The following is a 19,125-nucleotide window of genomic DNA, read 5'->3' on the forward strand; positions in this document are numbered from 1 at the left end:
GTGGTTTCATCTTTAGCGCGGAAATAAGTGTCGATTTCGGCACTTGTTTGAATGCCCGGAAAACGAACCAAGAGCCTCTGTCGATGCCCGGTTTGGGTATCGGCAGAGGCTCTTTTTTTATGACATATTCAAAATTGCGGACAGCAGCTCTTGAACCTGTTGCCGGTATTCCGGCTTTATATCCGAAATACGTCTGGCAAGCGCAAGGGCTTCCGCTTCTGGCTCGTCAGTCCCAAAGATATTCGGTCCGCACTGACGCCGAGCAAACGGCAAAGGCGCTGCAAGGCTTCAAGAGAGATACCGGAAGCACCACGCTCAATAGCACTCAGGTGATTCGGCGTCATGCCAAGCATTTCTGAGAGCGTGTCCTGCGTATAGCCCGCCTGTTCTCTTGCCACTTGAATATTGCCGCCGATTTCAATATTGATGTCCTTCTTCTCTCGCATAGCCTCACCACCTTTGCATTTAGTGTACCTAACGGCGGTGTCATTATCCACGGTGCGCCGTCGTTGATTTTGCTAACGACATTGCGTTGACTGTCCGTGATGAGGGTGATAGAATGGAGCTACTTACCAAAAGTCGGTAGGTAGCCCGGTCGTCCTATATAGATAGGGTAAGTAACCTGCCCCTCCGGGTTGTCCATTCTTTGTTCAATCAATTTTAGGAGGGATTCTTATGGACAAAGTAAATGGAAAGCTGACAATATTTTTTGAGGAGCCGTTTGGGGTGGGGATCTTTGATCAGTTAGGGCTAAAAATAGCCGTTGACCTGTTCTTTGTAGGAAGAACGGACAAGGTTGAGACGATGGCGGGTCCTCGCAAAATTTGACTTTTATGTTTGAATCACTATAAAGGTAAGCTGCCGCCCATCTTGAGCGGCAGCTTGCTTTTTATAGAATCTACTATCCCTGATACCTTATTCTTTCTACCAGCGTTTCCTTTTTCAGATTACTGCTTAAAACACAGGAAAGCACAATTTGTAGAATACCAACCAGAAGAATCATAACAAGAATCGGGATAAGAGGAACGTGATAAACGTTCATTCCAAAAATCCCATTATGCTTCGCATAGGAAAACAGTGCATAGCCAAGGGGCAGACCGGCAGCAAGTGCGACGCAGATGGTGCCAACCGTAAAAATCAAGCCCTGTATTTGTAAGCTCAGATTCAACTGCTTATTGGTCATGCCTACCGCTTGCAGCACACCGTATTCCTGCTTCTTCGTGGTGATATTGATGATCATGGTGTTTGCCAGATTCATAAACCCAATGAGACCGACAATTGCCATGAACAGATAGCAGCCAAGCTTCATCATACGGCTTGCGTATTCTGCGTTTTGCAATTCTGCGTGATAGGTGTTCAGCTTGATATGAGAAGTATCGGAGAGCAGATCATTCAGGCTTTGTTCCACAGATGCAACATCTTTTTTATCACAGTCCACCCACAGATAGCCATAGGCTGTTCCCCTCGGATTCATGGAACGGTATACACCTTCCGGAATGACAAGATAAGTGTCCGCGCTTACAAAGGAGCCTGCGATCTTTCCCTGATAGGTATAGGTTTCGCTTCCGTTATCAAAATTGAATGTAATCGGTGCACCCGCAGAATATCCGTCAGCTTCCATCCACATGGACCATCCAAAGAAAACATCCCCGTTTTTGACAGCCTGTGCATAGTCCATGGAACCGATATCGCCATCCCCGCGCATCCTTTCAAAATCCTCTTGATTTACGATTGCAACCGGAAATTTTGTTCCGTTCAAATCTGCAGAGACGATTTCTCTCGTCAGTACATCCGTTACACCGGGGATGGATTTGATTTCTTTAATCAAAGAATCATTCAATGGGTTGTTCTGTAGGATTGTGTCCAGATTATTCTCCGAATAGGCTTCATCATAATTCTGGGAATAATCCAGCTGCAACTCAAATTGTCCATGGTTGATTGCAATCCGCGCCTCGTGCTCCGTGTCAATATTCCCAACATAATTAGAGATAATTACAAACAATACACAGGAAAGCCCCATGGTAAGAATCGTAGCAATGGTTCTTTTCGGATTGCCTGTCACATTTGCCATTGCCATGGAGAAAACGGTGACATCTTTTCTGCCTTTTCGTCTGCCCTGTTTTTGCGTTTTGGAGCCGCCAAGATACCGTGTCGCTTCGATGGGTGAAATCCGGGAAACAATTTTCATGGGTTTGCGCAGAGCCAAAACGATCGTAAGAAACGATACAAAAATGCAGATGAGCATAATTGTCAGTGAAAACAGAGGCACCTGATGGTTCTTCATTCCGGACGATACCAGATTTCCCTGCTCCACCAGCCAGTTGAAGCTGACTTTTGCAATCAGGAAACCAAACAGCAGCCCCAGCGGTATCGAAGGAACCGCCAGAAGAATGCCCTCACGAAAGATCAACTGCTTCATCTGCTTTCTGGTTGCACCCAGCGCCTTGATTTTTCCGTACTCCTGAACCTTCTGGGCGATCCCGACCTGGAAGATATTATAAATGACCACAACGGAAAACAGCACGATTCCGAGGATCAGGGTTCCACAAACCACAATCATTTCATAGCTCGGCTGCAATACCCACTGCAGGTAGAGGTCATTGATGATCACGTTTTTCTGGTCAATGCCGCAGGAATCTGCGATTTCTTTTATAACAGGCGCAACATTATTCATAGATACATTTGCAGAATCGCTCAAGGTAAAATAGATATTATATTGCCTGTCACCCTCCGCAACACGCTCATTATAAAAATCCTGCGAACCGAATACAACATAGGAAGCCTCGATGGTATATTCATCCCGGTCATATAAAATCCCGCTGACAGTAAATTCCACCGGTGCGTATTCCGACTGCATACCGGAACGGTACTCCAATGTTACGGTGTCTCCGACCTTTACATCATGGTATCCCACTGCATCAAAGAAAGCGCGTCCTGCGGCAATTTCCTGCGCCTTTTCCGGATAGGTACCTTCCTTCAACACATATTCCTGATTATAGGGAAGCATTTTCCTGACCGTTTCATCCGCACTGACAAAGCCGCCATTTTCATTTCCTTTCAGGATGCCCTCCGTACACATGATGCCGATATCAGATATCTCAGCTCTGCGTTCCACTTCTTTTAATTGCGTACCATCTGCGGCGATAAACAGGCCGTAGTTGCTTCCGTATGAGCTTGCAGCCTGATCCTTCTGTAAGAGGATCAGTCCATTTCCAATTGTACTGATAATGACCAGAAGCATGGTAGTCAGGCAAATCGCCGTCATAATGAGGACACTTCTTGTCCGATTTCTTTTGTCGTTGCTGAATGCAATTTTGCTGATCGTCCTCAATTAAAATCCACCACCTGTCCGTCCTCAATCACCAGAATACGGTCAGCAACCTGCGCGATCTCATCATCATGGGTAATCATTACAATCGTCTGTCCATATTTTTTTGCGCTCATTTTCAGCAGCGCGATCACCTCGTCACTTGTCTTGGAATCAAGATTTCCGGTTGGCTCGTCCGCAAGCAAAATCTCCGGTCTGTTTACCAAGGCTCTTGCAATCGCAACGCGCTGCTGCTGTCCTCCGGAGAGGGTATTCGGAAGATTATGAATCCGGTGTTCAAGACCCAGTGTGGTGATAATATCATTGACATAAGCTTTATCCACTTTTTTTCCGTCAAGCCCCAACGGAAGAACGATATTTTCCCACACATTGATGGAGGATACCAGATTGAATGCCTGAAATACAAATCCGATCTTTCTTCTCCGGAAAACGGCAAGCTGATCCTCCTTCATGGAATACAGGTCCTTGTCAGACAAGATCACGCTGCCGCTGGTTGGTGTATCCAGCCCGCCCAGCATATGCAGCAGGGTACTTTTTCCGGAGCCGGATTTTCCGACAATGGCGACAAATTCTCCCTGCCCAATCTGGATATTCACATGATTGACGGCTTTGACCTGATTTTCCCCCGTCCCATAAAATTTGCAAAGCTGATTCGTTTCTAATATCACGCCCACTCCAATGGCCTCCTTTTCTTATTTACCAGCATTGTATCAAAGGAACCTTTCATTTCACTTTCAAAAAGAGAGCAGAAGTCTTACAGATTTGAAAGACTTCTGCTCATCATCTCTACGAAAGTCCATTCTCCGGCAGCTGAATCAAAAAGGTACTTCCTTTTCTGACTTTGCCGGAGGCTACCGTGATTGTCCCACCATGCTGCTCAATAATCTGTCTGGACAGATACAGACCGATGCCAGTTCCGCTCTTTTCGCGGACTTCCGGCGCAGTCCCTCTGTAAAACCGCTGGAATATTTTATGGTATTCACTCTGCGGGATTCCGATTCCCTGATCCTCGATCTCAATTCTCACAAAGCCGGTTCTTTTTTGTAGACGGATCGTGATTTTTGAATGTTCTGGACTGTATTTGATGGCATTGTCCAAAACGTTAATGATTGCTTCTCCAAGCCAACGTTTATCCTGCATGAGTGCACAATGCTCCAGTGATTCGTTGCAGTCGAAAATAAGTTCTATCCCTTTCTCCGCTGCCTTTGGATACGTTCGGTTTACTGCGGAGATGATCGTATCCATAATGGGAAGTGTTTTCTGATCAAGCTGAATCAAACCTGTCTCCAGTTTGGATATTTCCAGCAGAGACTGCAACAATGTTTCCAATCCGTCCAATGCACTCCGGCAGCGGATGCGAAATTCCTGTTGCTCCGTCTCACTCAGATTGTTCCGCAGCAATATGCTAAAGCAGGTATCCAAGGCTGCAACCGGGGTTTTCAGCTGATGGGAAATGTCGGATACCATTTCCTTTGTGCTTTCCTTCTCCGCTCTGGCTTCCTCTTGCAGCAGCTGGATATGATGTCCGATTGCTTCAAGCTGAAATTTCAGTCTTTCCTGCCCGACATGATCTTCTGGGTCCGGCACTACCTCAAAGTGATTTTCCCGAAATGCAATCAGGATTTGCTCTAGCTGCTCCAATCGTTTCCGACTTTCTTTCGCCTCAACTTTCTTCCGGTAAAACAGGAACGTTAGCAAAGACAGACATAGCACTGCACTTGTACAGCCGGTTATCATGATATTCTGCCGGAAGCGCACATAAAACGAAGTCCCTTTGTTTTCCCAGTACCCGTATTGCTCTAATAATTGCTTACCTTGTTCATTGGCTTGATGGTCGTTTCCTTTCAGCCATCCTGCGGCAACATCCATGCCGGTGGTCTCTGTGCCCGCCGCAACTTCTGTCAGGATATCCATTTTACATTGATAATCCTGATAATATAAATAGGTGGTAAAGCAGTTCAATACCGCAAAAAAGAGTAGAACCGGCAGCACCAGTGACAAGGCATCAACCCACTTTTTACGATGTCGTTTCGTCACTGACTTACCTCTTGATTCCATATATACCCAAGACCTCTGATATTCTTTATATAGACCGGTGCAGCCGGATTGTCTTCAATTTTCTCACGGAGTCTTCTGATATTGACAGCGATTGTATTTTCATCCACAAAATCCCCTTCCAGATCAAATACATTTTCCAATATTTGTGTTTTTGAAAGAATCTGTTTCGGATTCTGAAGAAAAAAAGTCAGCATTTTCAACTCCGTTTTTGTCAGACTGATTTCACGACTCTTTATCAGGACTTTCATTTCTCCTGCGATAAATACGATATCTCCCGAAATCATCTTTCCGGCTTCTGTTTTCTCCTGTCTGCGGCGGAAATGTGCTTCTATTTTCAAAAGAAGTACCGAAAGACTAAATGGCTTTGTAATATAATCATCTGCCCCTGCTTCATATCCCATGACCTGATCCATCTCCTGATCTAGTGCTGTAAGACAAATAATGTATGTATTATAATTGCATCTCATCCACCTTACAAATTCCAGTCCATTCCCATCCGGGAGATTCACATCACAAATGGCAACATCCACATTATTATCACTTGCAATTCTTTTCGCTTTTTTCACTGATTCTGCTGAAAAAACCTCATATCCGGATTTTTTCAGTGAAAAAGTGATTCCACGATTCAAGTTTTCATCGTCCTCAACCACAAGGATATTTGGCATAATTCAAACCACCCTTCCGTCTTAGCTATATATGTTAAACGTTACATCAAATACTGCAAATGCTTTTATTGATTCAGGCGAACTCTGCATTCCTGTTGGCACACGATTTTCCGCAGGAAAGTCTAGTGTGCTATACCTTTGCTTCCGGCTGACGCGGAAAAGGGACCGCATTCGCCCTCCCTCCCCAAAACTAATTTTATTATATTCAATAAATTTCAGGAGCTGTGTCTCGGAAAAACGCGGGATCGGGTACAGCATGATGTGAGTTTTGTCACCACGAGGCATTTTTGTTCCTTTTGCCCCTGACATGACATAATCGAAGAATCCATCTTGAAACATGATGGATTTCAGAAGGTATGCGTACTTCTTGTCCAAGGCGCTAAAACACAGGACATCGGCGTTACACCCGCCCGAAGTTGTTGCGAACCACATCTTTTTGAAATATGGACGGATGTTGCTAACAAGCACGTCCTCCGCTTGAAAATATGTCACTCGCTCTGAAGAATCAGTCGTGCCAAAGCAAGCAACACCTTGCTCGTCCGGCAGAATGTTTTCCGTTGAGACATGATGCGGCTCATTTTTCGTTTTCGGCGGGCTTCTTGATATACTTGCCGTTCTTGATTCTCGCGTCCGCTGGCTTCTCTGCGTCCTCTGGAATCCCCCAGACCGAGCCAATGCGGATCGCACCGGGGACGCGCCCCTCGCCGCACAAAATCTGAATACAGCGAGTGGATATACCCCAGCGTTCGGCGGTTTGCGCGATAGATAAATACTTCATGGGCGGTACTCCTGTTGCAGTTCCGTTCTGCGTCTGCTTATAAAATCACAGTATAATTATAATCGTCAAAGCGAATAAAAGAAAGGGCTTTTCGGAAAAGCACAGAAAGTATCTACAACTTAAAAATCAAGGGTTTGGGGCTTCCCCAAAAATCAAAATGGGCGTATCGGCTGCAAGGCTGAAACGCTCATTTTTCCGGTGTGTACGGACACCGGATGTGCTTGCTACTCGCTCAAATCTCATATCCGCAAATACAACGCGCTCCCGCTTTTGCAAAAGCAGGGGCGCATATTTTTTGAAAATCTCTCGTTTCGATACCTGCGTTTCGACGAAGAAATGTCCGTTGTATTGTGAAAGGAGTGTTTCAATATGCCAGACCGCACGCGACCCATCCGCAAAGAAATCTGCCTGAATGAGCAGGAATTGAGCATGGTTCGCCACAAGATGAACCAACTCGGCACCCGCAACTTCGACGCGTATGCCCGGAAAATGTTGATTGACGGGTACATCATCAAGGTCGATTACACCAAGCAGAAAAAGTTAGCTGCCGCTGTCAGCAGGATTGCCACGAACATCAACCACGTCTGCCGCCGCATCAACAGCATCGGGCATTTCTACGATGCTGACGTTGCCGAGCTGAAAGAACGGATGGCTGACGTATGGGAGCTGCTGAAAGTACAGCAGAGAAACGAATTGTAATTCGGGAAAGGAGTACAGATATGCCGCGCATGAGCAAATCAAAAAAGCTGGAATGGTCGTTCTTCCTGAATGACCGGGGACGCAAGGCGTACAACACGCTCTGCCGCCGCTGCGTCCACGATTGCAAGCAGAGTTTCCAGGCGGTTGTCGTTATTTGTCCGCATTATCAGTCAAAGAGGGCAAAAAAGGGTGGCACAGCTGCGTACTCCCCTCGCGGACCTGACAGAAAACCGCCATAGAAGCCGTATCATACCAGACCAGAGAGGATGTGATGAAAAATCTATTTCAAACTGAACACCACATTGCCGCCGTTCATTCCCTTGCCGCGCTTCATGCTGGCGGGCGAATATTCCATCAACGCCAAGCTGCTATATGGGCTGCTGCTTAACCGCACCACACTTTCCCAGAGAAGCGGCTGGGTGTCCGAGAATGGGAATGTGTATGTGATCTATACGATCAAGCAGATGGCGGATGACCTTGACCGGAGTGAGCGGACGGTCAAAACCGCCCTGCGGGAACTGGAAAATGCCGAGCTGATTACCCGCGTCCGTCAGGGATGGAATCAGGCGAACCGCATCTTTCTGCAAATCCCGGACAGGGTGCAGGTTTCTTCCCGTCCAGAGGGCAATATCTGCCCAATGGATGTGCAGGATTCTTCCACTTGCATGGGGCAGAAATTCCCCACAAGTAATACTGATGCAGAGTATAAAGAACATAGTAAGACCGAACCGATGACAGCTTTTTCAAAATGCTGTATCTGGCAATGATCGACATCACGAAAAAGTGGACTGGCCGCAGACAGGACTGGAGCATGATTTATGCCCAGCTGGCAATCTACTTCGAGGATCGGATGCCTGATTAACAACCCGGCTCGAAGGTCAAGGGGCGCTTTATCGCCGGCGAGGCTCCAATGGACGAGGGTGCCCCTTGACTTCCACCTTGGTTGGCGTTATGTTTCTCGTAATTCTCGATGTCATCCGTGTGTTGCGTGTGCACAATCGGCAGGATTGCTGTATAATAAACATTGACAACTCCCGCGCATAGGAGAATAATAGTCTACGAGTATAGAGCAAAACTGTCGACGGCACGAAGCCGCGAGGAGATATAGATATGACATTGGATAAACTGAAGCCGCATGAAAGTGCGAAAATCACCGCAGTAGGAGGAAGCGGAGCCTTACGCCATCACCTGCTCGATATGGGACTGACGCCGCAGACCGAGGTCACGCTGCAGAAGGTCGCTCCGATGGGTGATCCGGTGCAGTTTGAGCTGCGCGGCTATGAATTGACCCTGCGCCTGGATGAAGCGCGGAAGATCGAAGTCGGCACGCCGTATCAGCGAACAAAAAAGCCTTCCGCCGGACAGGTACGCCACCGTCCTGCGGCGCACCCCGGCATGGGTGAGCTCAGAAAATCCAAGGACTACCACATTTATGAGCATGCCAAAGCCGCGGCTGCCGATAAAAAACTGACATTTGCGCTTGCCGGCAATCAGAACTGCGGCAAAACGACGCTGTTCAATCAGCTGACCGGTGCCAACCAGCATGTCGGCAACTTCCCCGGTGTTACGGTGGACCGCAAGGACGGCACGATCCGCAGCCATCCGGAGGCAACCGTTACCGACCTGCCCGGCATCTATTCGCTGTCACCGTATTCCAGCGAGGAGATCGTAACCCGCAGCTTTCTGCTGGACAACAAGCCGGACGGCATCATCAATATTGTAGACGCGACCAACATTGAGCGAAACCTCTACCTGACCATGCAGATGATGGAGCTGGGCATTCCGATGGTGCTGGCGTTGAATATGATGGACGAGGTCCGTGCAAACGGCGGCACCGTTCATGTAAATGAGCTTGAACAGGCGCTCGGCATTCCGGTAGTGCCGATTTCGGCAGCAAAAAACGAAGGCATTGATGAGCTGATCGACCACGCGATCCACATCGCCCGCTATCAGGAAACACCCAGAGGCATCGACTTCTGCCAGGACAGCAGCGACAAGAACGATCCGGTCGCCGCTGTTCACCGATGCATCCATGCAACCGCCCTGATGATCGAGCCGAATGCCAAACGAGCCGGTCTGCCGGTGCGCTTTGCCGCCACCAAGCTGATCGAAAAGGACCCGCTCATCGAAAAGGCACTCGCGCTGTCCGATGACAATCGCTCCGCTTTTGACCAGATCGTATCCGTCATGGAGAAGGATTCCGGTCTGGACCGCGAAGCGGCGCTGGCAAACATGCGGTTCAGCTTTCTGGAAAACCTGTGCAGCACAACAGTCGTCCGCCCGCACGAGAGCAAAGAGCATAAACGCAGTATGGCGATTGACCGCTTTCTGACCGGCAAATACACCGCTATCCCTTGCTTTGCCGGTATCATGGGTCTGATCTTCATCATGACCTTCAGCTGGATCGGCGCATGGCTGTCCGACGGCATGACCGTTCTGGTCAATGCCTGCATTTCGTGGCTGGATGCCGGGTTATCCGCCCTGCAGATCAACCCCGTTGTTCACTCGCTCGTTGTAGACGGCATCGCAAACGGCGTTGGCAGCGTACTCAGCTTCCTGCCGACCATTGTAACGCTGTTCTTCTTCCTCTCGATTCTGGAGGACACCGGCTATATGGCGCGTGTGGCCTTTATCATGGATCGGCCGCTCCGCAAGCTGGGACTGTCCGGCCGCAGCTTTGTGCCGATGCTGGTCGGCTTCGGCTGCTCGGTTCCGGCCATTATGGCTACCCGTACACTGTCCAGTGAGCGTGACCGCCGCATGACGATTTTACTTACCCCGTTTATGAGCTGCTCGGCCAAGCTGCCCATCTACACCATGATGATCAGCGCCTTTTTCCCCAGGCGGTATCGTGCGCTTGCTATGATAGGCCTGTATCTGTTCGGCATTCTCTGCGGCATCCTGTATGCGGTCATTTTGAAGGTCTCCCGCTTCAAGGGCGAACCGGTTCCGTTCGTCATGGAGCTGCCGAATTACCGTCTGCCCAGTGCCAAAAGTGTTGTGCACCTTATCTGGGAAAAGGCAAAGGGCTTTATCCAGAAGGCATTTACCATCATCTTTTCCGCTTCTATCGTAATCTGGTTCCTGCAGACCTTCGATGCACGCTTTAATGTGGTGTCTATGCCGGAAAGCAGCCTGCTGGCTGCGCTGGGCAGCATTTTTGCACCGCTGTTCGCACCGCTCGGCTTTGCGGACTGGCGCGTGTCCACCGCCCTGATTACCGGCTTTACCGCAAAGGAAAGCGTTGTATCCACGCTGACGCTGCTGCTCGGCGGCGAGGTATCCAGCATCGGCACCCTGTTTACGCCGTTTACCGCGGTCGTATTTCTGGTATTCGTGCTGCTCTACACCCCTTGTGTTGCGGCAATCGCCACCGTAAAGCGTGAGATGGGCAGCACACGGGCTGCCATCACGACTGCGCTGACCCAATGCGTGATTGCATGGCTCATTGCCTTTGCCGTCCGCTGTATCGGTCTTGCATTTGGTCTGGCATAAGGAGGCACGGTATATGAATCTCCCCACTATTTTGATTCTGGCATTGATCGGCATCGCGCTGTTTGCCGCGCTCCGTTCGATGAAAAAGCATCCGTCCGGCTGTTCCGGACACTGCTCCGGCTGTCCCGTGCAATGCAAAAGTGAAAAACACAAATAAAACAGCAGCCTGTCCGCCCCAAGAGCGGACAGGCTGCTGTTTATCGGTTTCTGAAAAAAGAGGGCAGGCATTTCTGCCTGTCCTCTGAATAGTCTCAATTACTTGTTGAAGTAACGCTTCAGCAGGCCCTCGAAAGCCTTGCCGTGGCGAGCCTCGTCGCGTGCCATCTCATGTACGGTGTCATGGATCGCATCGAGGTTCAGAGCCTTAGCGCGCTTTGCCAGATCAAACTTGCCAGCGGTTGCGCCATTCTCAGCGTCTACACGCATCTGCAGGTTCTTCTCGGTGGAGTCGGTTACAACCTCGCCAAGCAGCTCTGCGAACTTAGCAGCGTGCTCTGCTTCCTCGAATGCAGCCTTCTCCCAGTACAGGCCGATTTCCGGATAGCCCTCGCGGTGTGCAACGCGAGCCATTGCCAGATACATACCAACCTCGGAGCACTCGCCCTCAAAGTTAGCACGCAGGTCAGCCATGATGTCCTCCGGAGCACCCTGTGCAACGCCTACAACGTGCTCAGCTGCCCAGGTCTTTTCACCGGCCTGCTCCTTAAACTTCTCTGCCGGTGCGTGGCAGATCGGGCACTCTGCCGGAGCTGCTTCGCCTTCATATACATAACCACATACGGAACAAACAAACTTTTTCATGATTTTTTCCTCCTGTATCGTTGAACAAATTTATTTTTGAGGGGGCAGGAAACGATCCATTGTTATCGAACAAAGCTGATCGCGCAGAGACCGGTTGATCTCCGAGAACACGCGATGAAAATCACATTCATTCTGGGTACCCATGTGTGTGCACTGGAACTCATTTGCAAGGCAGTGATTGATAGCGATCGGACCATCAATGCATTCGATGATCGCGCCGAGACTGATCTCCGATGGGGAGTGGTTCAGCTCATAGCCGCCGGCAACGCCCTTATAGGATTTTGTAATACCGGACTGCGTCAGCTTGCGGAGAATTTTAAGTGCAAACCGGAGTGTTACGCCGGTTGCCTCGGAAATATCCTTCGCGCACTGCTTTTCGCCTGCAAGTGCCAGACAATAGGTCACACGAATTGCATAATCCGCTTCATGTGTGATTCTCAAATCGTTCCTTCCTTTCTCTCCTTGGAACAACTTTAGTATAACCGTGTTGTGCCAAAATGTCAATAGGTTTTCTTAAAAATAAATAATATTTTTTATTTGATAATAGTTATCAATATGTAACTCGATCTTCGACTCGAATTAAGGCAATACCGCATAATTGAACAAGAGCGATTTGCGAGCAAATTTTGTGTACTAACGAGACGCGGTTTTGCAGTAATACTTAATGTATTACTGTGAAATCGCAACAAAGTCAGGACGCAAAATTTCCGCAAAGCGCCGCGGCAGCGCGACCGGAGCCTGCGCAAGGAGCCGCAGCTTTAATTGTGCGGTGTTGCCTTAACTATACCAGATAAGGACAGTATACCATGGCGGGAGACTTTTGTCTATCGGTTCAGGAATGGAGAATGGAGGATGGAAAATGAACGTGGAGATTCAGCATTCTTCCTTTATTCATTTGTATTGTGCGATACGATGGGGAAATGCGCTTTGAATCTTTGCACCGATTTCATTCTGTGCGCTTGTACTGTATAATAGGTAATGCAAAATGCAAGTACGAAAAATTTTCCCTTTCACAAAACCATTTGCCGCACCGAACCGTCTAATAGATGAAAGCAGCAGACAGGAAGCGCTTTTCGCGAAACCTGCCTGCGTTGTCCGGACGCTTTCGGAAAGGAGAATTCGCTTATGATGGATAGAGAGCAATTTACCTCCGCGGTGCTGGCAGCCGAGCCTACGCTGTACCGCGTAGCGAAAACCATGCTCCGCAGCGAGCATGACTGTGCAGACGCGGCGCAGCAGGCAATCCTGCGGGCGTGGGAGCAGCTGGATTCGCTGCGCAGCACGCGGTATTTCAAAACGTGGCTGGTCCGCATACTCATCAACGAGTGCAGCACGATATTGCGCCGTCAGCAGCGGCTTGCGCCGTATGACGCGGCTGCTGCAGAGGCGATACCGGCGCCTGCGGCTGATGATCACAGCGACCTGTATGCCGCCATCACCGCACTGGAGGAAAAGCTGCGCCTGCCGGTGGAGCTGTACTACTTAGAGGGCTTCAAGACCCGTGAGATTGCCGGAATGCTCGGCATACCGGAAAACACGGTCAAGACCCGTCTCCGAGCGGCAAGAGAGCATTTGCGCAAGGACTTGAAAGGAGCGTGCTTTGCATGATGAACCATAATGATTTCCCGAAAATGACCGAAGAATTTGACCGCAGTGTCCGCAGGGCGCTGGACAGCCTGCCCGAGCGAGAAAGCAAGCCGGTACGCCGTTTCTCAGCAAAGAAAATCGTCTGCGCCGGACTGGCTGCCGCGCTGTGCATCGGCGGAACTGCATTCGCCGCGAATGCACAGAGCTGGTTTCCGGTGCTGTTTCCGAATGGCGGAGACGCGAATCTCGAAGGGTATGTGCAGACGGCGGACAATGCCAAGTTGACCGACGAGAACGAGCATTACCGTCTGTCGGTGGAGTCAGTGCTGTTTGACGAGAGTGCGGGTACGGGCGTTATCAGTCTGCACCTTGCAAACAAAAAGCAGGACGGCGTAAAGCCGTTCACGCTGGCGCACCTGATCGACAGCTATCAGAACAAGCCAGACATCACATGGTCCACGCTGTCCTCGTGCTATGCCGAGGAGGGACAGCTTGATTTCGAGGTCATGTACGGCGACAGCGGCTTCTGCGGCAGTGAATTTTATCTCGATACCGCGCGTTCGACCGACAACGACTACTATTTCGAAGGCGCATTTGCGATTTCGAGCGATTACAGGCAGGGAGAGCCGCTCCGTCTGGAAGCGCTTGATCCGAGCGGAACGACCGTGCGTGCGGACGGAGCGGGTACCGCAAAGACGGTTCTGGCGGTCGATCTGCCGGAATTTCAGCAGATGCCGTACCTGACGAGCGCAGACGGCGATGTTACGCTGTCGCAGATCGGCATCCGCATCCGCAATGCGGATATGCACTGCACGGTGGACGAGGTCGATAAGCTGAGCGTGCAGCTGAGGGACGGCTCGGAGTACGTTATTCTGGATGAAAACGCCGATATCGACCGGACATTGTACACTTACGGTTTCAATTCCACCGAGGATACCGACCGTATCGACACTGAGATTGCCGTGCTCGCGCGTGCGTTTGATCTGGATAATGTGCAGTCCGTCACCATCAACGGCGAGGTATATCCGCTCTCGTGATAAACGGCAGGATAGAGCAAAACAGACCGCAAATGCGGTCTGTTTTTGCGTTTATGCGGTGAAAAGCTGCGCCCAGTATGCGGTTCCGTTCACAACGGTACAGCCGATGCCAATCGTGGTGAAGCTGCTGCTGAGAATGTTTGCGCGGTGGCCGGACGAGTTCATCCACGACTGCACAACAGCCTCCGGCGTGCTCTGACCATAGGCGATGTTTTCGCCGGCACGCGCGTAGGAAACGCCGGCCTCGGTCAGCGCGGTAAAGCAGGATGCACCGCTCGGGCGTGTGTGCGAAAAGCTGGTTTGCAGTTCTCCGGCGCGGGTCTGCGCCGCCTGCTGCACCGCGGTGCTGACGGTCAGCGCGGGCAGTCCCTGCCTGGCACGCTCGGCGTTCACGAGCGAAACCACCTGTGCGGCGTAGCTGCTGTTTGGCTGTGCGCTCATCGAGGGACGGCTGACCGTCTGCGTATAGCCGGGACGGAACAGAAACGAAAAGCCACTCTGCGGCAGTCTTGCCGCGCCCGCCGATACGGTGGATGCGATGGCAAGCGCAAGTGCCAGCGGCACGAGTCTCTTGAACTTCATAGGTAGATACCTCCTTGGATTTTGCGGGAAATTCCCATGCACCGTATGATAGCGGGTTTTGTAACCGTTTTGCAATGGAAATCCAAGGAGAAACTGCCGGAACACGGAAAAAACCGACCGAAACAGGGGAAATTCGGTCGGTTTGGTGAATTTTATCCAAGCTTTTCGATGTCGTACAGGCTGTTCAGCACGAGCCACAGCTGCGGAAAATACCGCATGATATTCCAGATGCTGACGCCGGCCAGCTGATATTCTCCGGCAAGCGCCAGCTTGGCGCGGACAGAACGCGCGTCCTCGAACCAGACCTCGTGCTCGGCACGGTCGCGCCAGTAGTTGTAGTGCGGAGACTGTGCCGTGTCATCATAATGAATCGGCGCGCCGACCTGAATCGCCTGCTCGACGGCCTGCACGTTGCCCAGACTGCGGGCGCGCGACTGTCCCTGCACATAGGGCAGCGCCCAGTCATAGCCGTAGTTCGGGATGCCCATGAACAGCTTATCCGGTGGCACCTGCGACACGGCAAACCGCACGACCTGCGCTACCTTGTTAATCGGCGCGACCGCCATCGGAGCGGACAGCGTGTAACCCCATTCATAGGTCATCAGCAGGGCACGGTCCGCCGCAGAGCCGAGCGCGGCATAGTCGTGTGCCTCATATAGAAGACCTTGCTGCGCGGCGGAGGTTTTAGGCGCGAGTGCCGCGAAGACCGTGTATCCGGCAGGCGAGAGCCGCTCGCGGACCGAGCGGACAAACGCGGCATATGCGTCCGCGTCCTCCGGCGGCACATACTCAAAGTCGATGTCCACACCGGCGAAGCCCTGCATGGCCAGTACCTGTGCCAGATTTTCAATCAGCGCCGCGCGAGCCGTCGGGGTGTTCAGCAGCCGGTGGGCACGTTCGCCGGAGAACTGCCCGTCCTCGCCGAGTGTTGTCAGAACGAGCAAAGGTTTTACCTGATACTGCCGCGCCATGCGCACGAGCAGCTCGGCGGAGAACGGTAAAATGCGTCCTGCGTTGTCAAAACCGACGGAAAATACGGATAAGTACGTCAGATAGGGCAGTGTGCGGCGCAGAACGCGCAGGTCGATGCTCGGATAGGCGTAGCCGTTCACCGCAAAGCGTCCCAGCTTATTTCCATAGCCGAGTACAAGCATCTGCCCCGGCTGAATGCGGTCGGTGCCGCCAAGCTGCGGATTGTTCTGCCACAGCTGCATCACGGTTGTGCCGTTCTGCGCGGCAATGCTGCCGAGCGTGTCGCCGCGGCGGACGATGTACGTCTTTTCCGGCTGCGGAACGACAATGGTCTGCCCGGGCGTTAAGCGGTACGGCTCGTGCAGCTCGTTCTGCTGGATGAGGAACGGTAGGGGAACACTGTGCAGCTGCGCAATGCGGTACAGCGAATCACCCGGCCGAACAACATGGATCACCATAGAAAAACCACCTTTCTTCCTGCATTTTATGCAGGGGAAAGGTGGTTTTGTGAATGGAGAATGGAGAATTAGGGTATCGCGCAAGGATAGCGACATTTTCCATTCTCCATTTTCAATTATAACAGAATTGCCGAGCCAATCGACACGATAAGTGCCGTCAGCAGACCGGCAACGCCGATCGCCAGACCGGAAATTGCGCCTTCGGTCTCACCCAGCTCAATGGCACGCGAGGTACCGACCGCATGGGAGGCCGTGCCGATGGACAGGCCCATCTGCACCGGATTGCGCACGCCGATGCACTTGAGGAAGGTCGGCAGGATGATCGCGCCGATGATGCCGGTGACGACAACCGCAATCGCGGTGATGGAGGTTACGCCGCCGAGCATTTCGGCTACCGCGACTGCAATCGGAGTTGTTACCGATTTCGGCACGAGAGAAAGCGTCGTGCTTTCGCTCAGACCGAACAGATGGCTGAAGAGCAGCACGCTGCCGATGGATACCATCGAGCCGACGAACGCGCCGAGCAGAATGGGCAGCAGGTTTTTCAGCAGTACATCCAGCTTGCGGTAAATCGGGATCGCAAGCGCTACCGTTGCCGGCGTCAGGAAGAACGAGATCAGCTTGCCGGATTCCTCATAGGTCTGGTAGGGGGTGCCGGTTGCGATCAGCAGCGCACCGACCAGAATCGAGGCAATCAGCAGCGGATTGCAGACCGCAGAACCGGTTTTCTTTTGAATCTCTACGCCAAGCGCATAAAAACCGATGGAAACCAGCAGCCAGAACTGCGAGGAGGAGAGAAGATCAGTCATGGTCGAACGCCTCCTCGGTTTCACGATGCTGCAGACGGAACACGATATGTACGGTCAGTGCGGTAGCAGCGGCAGTACACAGCGTGGTCAGCAGGCAGACGGCAAGAATGGCAAGTGCTTCACTTTTGATGTCGTTCCAGATTTCCAGCACGCCCAGCATGGCGGGCAGAAAGAAAAATGCCATGTTCTGCAGCAGAAAATCCGCTACGCTCTCTACATGGTGCAGACGAACCGCACCGAAGATGAGCAGGGCGAGCAGCAGGGTCAGACCGAGCACGTTGCCGGGCAGCAGACCGCGGAGTAAAAGGGAGAGCAGTGAGCCGCCGACACAGCAGGCAAGCAGCACACCGAGTTGCTTCATGTGTTTCAAGGTTTTTGCGCTTCTTTCTCGTTTGCGTAGTTTTTGGTCATTGCGGCGAGCAATGTTTGGTAGATGGCCTCGGCGTTTTCCTTAAAGGTACGCTCGAGCATGGCAGCCTGTCCGTGACTGACGACGTTCATTTCCACCGCGAACACCTGCTCCATTTCCATGCGGACGGTCAGGTCGTTCGGACCGTGCTCGGTGACGGCGGTGTGGATGCCGGCGTCGCGCCGGATCTGGCGGACGACACGCAGCGCAGAGCGCTGTGCGGCTTCGCGGACCGGATAGGGAAGCTGCTTCTCGAAAATGCGGGTAGCCTCACGTCCCTTTTCGGTGATGGCGTACAGGGTTTCTCCTTCGTCGGGTATCTCCTCGATGTGCCCGGTCGGGACCATCTCGTAGAAAGCCTCGCTCAGCTCGAAGTAGCCAAAGCCTTCGTCACACCAGGTCGTTAAGTCCACAATGGTGCTGAAGCTGACCGGAAATGGCAGCAGATCCATGGCGAACAGGACCAGAAACTTGATATCCTCTTTGGTATGGATGAAACCGTAGCGAACCATATGCGCGATGCCTCCTTCTCTTCCCCGGCAGGGCGAAACGCCGTTTTCGTCAGTGCTTTTCATAGTATACTACTCGGCAGGGTAAAATGCAATCGGCTGAAATGACAAAGAATATTATATAGAACGGCAAGAATTATACTGTAAAAAAATCAGCATATACAAGGCGAACAAATGTGCGATTTTTTGATAATCTTCTATTGAACATAAAAAATGAATGCGGTATACTTATATCGAGATTATATCGAAACGAGGAAAAAATCATGCCGGAAGTTGTTCTGCGTCCTGCAGAGGAAGAAGATATTGCCGAGATGCTTGCGCTGTATGCGCCGTATGTTATTCAAACCACTGTGTCGAGCGAGTACGATGCTCCTTCGATAGAGGAGTTTACCCGCCGGTGGCGCACCTATACCCAAAAGCTGCCGTGGCTGGTCTGCCGCATTGACGGCGAGGTCGTCGGCTATGGCTATGCTGCGCCGCACCGTACCCGCGCTGCCTATCAGTGGTCGGTCGAAACGTCCATCTACGTTGCACAGGAGCAGCACCGCCACGGTATCGCCGGTGCGATTTACGCCGCGCTGTTTGAACTGCTGGCGATGCAGGGATACTATAATATCTACGTCGGCATCACTTCACCGAATGAGCGGTCGATGAAGTTCCATAAAGCCATGGGCTTTATCATCTCGGGCGCATATCAGGAGAGCATGTATAAATTCGGTCAGTGGCGCGATGTCCTCTGGATGGGCAAGAGCCTGCGTCCGCATGACGGCGCACCGCAGCCGACCGTTCCGTTCCCGGAGATTAAGGACAGTCCGCTGGTAACCAGAGCGCTCAATCAGGCGGTGGAGAAGATTCATTTTTAATGGAGAATTGAGAATGGATAATGGAGAATTAAGGAAACGCCGCGAAGCGGCGTATTAACAATCGCGCAGAGCGCG

General features: G+C 51.5%; 23 protein-coding genes and 1 pseudogene. 10 read left to right on the forward strand and 14 right to left on the reverse strand.

Features of this window, described 5'->3' with window-relative positions:
• Positions 1-176: 176 nt before the first annotated feature.
• Entirely contained in the window at positions 177-446 is a 270-nt protein-coding gene (locus tag PG722_RS03400) for a helix-turn-helix domain-containing protein (protein WP_243022604.1), read from the reverse strand.
• Positions 447-675: 229 nt separating this feature from the next.
• Here PG722_RS03400 and PG722_RS03405 point away from each other — a divergent pair, with 229 nt between their 5' ends.
• Positions 676-828, forward strand: a complete 153-nt coding sequence (locus tag PG722_RS03405) for a hypothetical protein (RefSeq protein ID WP_158574609.1) — start codon at positions 676-678, stop codon at positions 826-828.
• A gap of 73 nt (positions 829-901) precedes the next feature.
• Here PG722_RS03405 and PG722_RS03410 read toward each other — a convergent pair whose 3' ends face one another.
• The 6 genes from PG722_RS03410 to PG722_RS03435 all read right to left on the reverse strand — a co-directional run bounded on the left by PG722_RS03410 (position 902) and on the right by PG722_RS03435 (position 6,829).
• Positions 902-3,331, reverse strand: a complete 2,430-nt coding sequence (locus tag PG722_RS03410; protein WP_270579654.1) for an ABC transporter permease — start codon at positions 3,329-3,331, stop codon at positions 902-904.
• Positions 3,328-4,002, reverse strand: coding sequence for an ABC transporter ATP-binding protein (locus PG722_RS03415; protein WP_117489470.1), 675 nt, complete (start codon positions 4,000-4,002; stop codon positions 3,328-3,330). Before PG722_RS03415 ends, PG722_RS03410 begins: the two co-directional genes overlap by 4 nt.
• Positions 4,003-4,114: 112 nt before the next feature.
• Positions 4,115-5,365 (reverse strand): sensor histidine kinase, encoded by a 1,251-nt coding sequence (locus PG722_RS03420; protein ID WP_270579655.1) that lies wholly within the window; start codon positions 5,363-5,365, stop codon positions 4,115-4,117.
• Complete coding sequence (locus PG722_RS03425; RefSeq protein WP_118359817.1) at positions 5,362-6,051, reverse strand: response regulator transcription factor; 690 nt, start codon at positions 6,049-6,051, stop codon at positions 5,362-5,364. The genes PG722_RS03420 and PG722_RS03425 overlap by 4 nt, the downstream gene beginning before the upstream one ends.
• 21 nt (positions 6,052-6,072) lie before the next feature.
• Positions 6,073-6,390, reverse strand: a complete 318-nt coding sequence (locus PG722_RS03430; RefSeq protein ID WP_270579656.1) for a hypothetical protein — start codon at positions 6,388-6,390, stop codon at positions 6,073-6,075.
• A gap of 235 nt (positions 6,391-6,625) precedes the next feature.
• A complete protein-coding gene (locus PG722_RS03435; protein WP_270579657.1) occupies positions 6,626-6,829 on the reverse strand; it encodes a DNA-binding protein in 204 nt (67 codons plus the stop codon).
• 369 nt (positions 6,830-7,198) lie between these two features.
• Between PG722_RS03435 and PG722_RS03440 the strand changes: the two genes are divergently transcribed.
• The 6 genes and pseudogenes from PG722_RS03440 to PG722_RS03465 all read left to right on the forward strand — a co-directional run bounded on the left by PG722_RS03440 (position 7,199) and on the right by PG722_RS03465 (position 11,180).
• Entirely contained in the window at positions 7,199-7,528 is a 330-nt protein-coding gene (locus PG722_RS03440) for a plasmid mobilization protein (RefSeq protein ID WP_270579659.1), read from the forward strand.
• 20 nt (positions 7,529-7,548) lie between these two features.
• Positions 7,549-7,767, forward strand: coding sequence for a hypothetical protein (locus PG722_RS03445; RefSeq protein WP_270579660.1), 219 nt, complete (start codon positions 7,549-7,551; stop codon positions 7,765-7,767).
• A 93-nt stretch (positions 7,768-7,860) separates the two neighbouring features.
• A complete protein-coding gene (locus tag PG722_RS03450) occupies positions 7,861-8,295 on the forward strand; it encodes a replication initiator protein A (RefSeq protein ID WP_442867821.1) in 435 nt (144 codons plus the stop codon).
• Positions 8,256-8,390: pseudogene (locus PG722_RS03455) on the forward strand (IS256 family transposase); the annotation flags it as partial. The gene PG722_RS03450 and the pseudogene PG722_RS03455, both read left to right, overlap by 40 nt.
• A gap of 248 nt (positions 8,391-8,638) precedes the next feature.
• Positions 8,639-11,023 carry a ferrous iron transport protein B gene (feoB, locus tag PG722_RS03460; RefSeq protein ID WP_270579663.1) on the forward strand — a complete coding sequence of 795 codons (2,385 nt, stop codon included), beginning with the start codon at positions 8,639-8,641 and terminating at the stop codon, positions 11,021-11,023.
• Positions 11,024-11,036: 13 nt separating this feature from the next.
• Positions 11,037-11,180 (forward strand): FeoB-associated Cys-rich membrane protein, encoded by a 144-nt coding sequence (locus tag PG722_RS03465; RefSeq protein WP_116704689.1) that lies wholly within the window; start codon positions 11,037-11,039, stop codon positions 11,178-11,180.
• 98 nt (positions 11,181-11,278) lie between these two features.
• Here the strand turns inward: PG722_RS03465 and PG722_RS03470 are convergent, their stop codons facing one another.
• Both PG722_RS03470 and PG722_RS03475 read right to left on the reverse strand, forming a co-directional pair.
• A complete protein-coding gene (locus PG722_RS03470; RefSeq protein ID WP_110435265.1) occupies positions 11,279-11,824 on the reverse strand; it encodes an NADH peroxidase in 546 nt (181 codons plus the stop codon).
• Positions 11,825-11,854: 30 nt separating this feature from the next.
• Positions 11,855-12,265, reverse strand: coding sequence for an RrF2 family transcriptional regulator (locus tag PG722_RS03475; protein ID WP_118285485.1), 411 nt, complete (start codon positions 12,263-12,265; stop codon positions 11,855-11,857).
• A 684-nt stretch (positions 12,266-12,949) separates the two neighbouring features.
• Between PG722_RS03475 and PG722_RS03480 the strand changes: the two genes are divergently transcribed.
• Entirely contained in the window at positions 12,950-13,432 is a 483-nt protein-coding gene (locus PG722_RS03480) for an RNA polymerase sigma factor (RefSeq protein ID WP_227108921.1), read from the forward strand.
• On the forward strand, positions 13,429-14,448 hold the full coding sequence (locus PG722_RS03485) for a hypothetical protein (RefSeq protein WP_270579665.1): 1,020 nt from the start codon (positions 13,429-13,431) through the stop codon (positions 14,446-14,448). The genes PG722_RS03480 and PG722_RS03485 overlap by 4 nt, the downstream gene beginning before the upstream one ends.
• 51 nt (positions 14,449-14,499) lie before the next feature.
• Here PG722_RS03485 and PG722_RS03490 read toward each other — a convergent pair whose 3' ends face one another.
• From PG722_RS03490 to PG722_RS03510, 5 genes are all read right to left on the reverse strand, one after another.
• Positions 14,500-15,030 (reverse strand): CAP domain-containing protein, encoded by a 531-nt coding sequence (locus tag PG722_RS03490; RefSeq protein ID WP_270579667.1) that lies wholly within the window; start codon positions 15,028-15,030, stop codon positions 14,500-14,502.
• 152 nt (positions 15,031-15,182) lie between these two features.
• Positions 15,183-16,460, reverse strand: coding sequence for a glycosyl hydrolase family 18 protein (locus PG722_RS03495; RefSeq protein ID WP_270579668.1), 1,278 nt, complete (start codon positions 16,458-16,460; stop codon positions 15,183-15,185).
• Positions 16,461-16,576: 116 nt separating this feature from the next.
• On the reverse strand, positions 16,577-17,269 hold the full coding sequence (locus PG722_RS03500) for an LrgB family protein (protein WP_270579670.1): 693 nt from the start codon (positions 17,267-17,269) through the stop codon (positions 16,577-16,579).
• Positions 17,262-17,630, reverse strand: a complete 369-nt coding sequence (locus tag PG722_RS03505) for a CidA/LrgA family protein (protein WP_147357269.1) — start codon at positions 17,628-17,630, stop codon at positions 17,262-17,264. The genes PG722_RS03500 and PG722_RS03505 overlap by 8 nt, the downstream gene beginning before the upstream one ends.
• A 5-nt stretch (positions 17,631-17,635) precedes the next feature.
• Positions 17,636-18,190, reverse strand: coding sequence for a DUF4364 family protein (locus PG722_RS03510; protein WP_158579384.1), 555 nt, complete (start codon positions 18,188-18,190; stop codon positions 17,636-17,638).
• Positions 18,191-18,450: 260 nt separating this feature from the next.
• Between PG722_RS03510 and PG722_RS03515 the strand changes: the two genes are divergently transcribed.
• Complete coding sequence (locus PG722_RS03515) at positions 18,451-19,050, forward strand: GNAT family N-acetyltransferase (protein WP_110435257.1); 600 nt, start codon at positions 18,451-18,453, stop codon at positions 19,048-19,050.
• Positions 19,051-19,125 lie beyond the last annotated feature (75 nt).

This window comes from Butyricicoccus sp. OF27-2pH9A, from assembly GCF_027693185.1.
Taxonomy (GTDB): domain Bacteria; phylum Bacillota; class Clostridia; order Oscillospirales; family Butyricicoccaceae; genus Agathobaculum; species Agathobaculum butyriciproducens.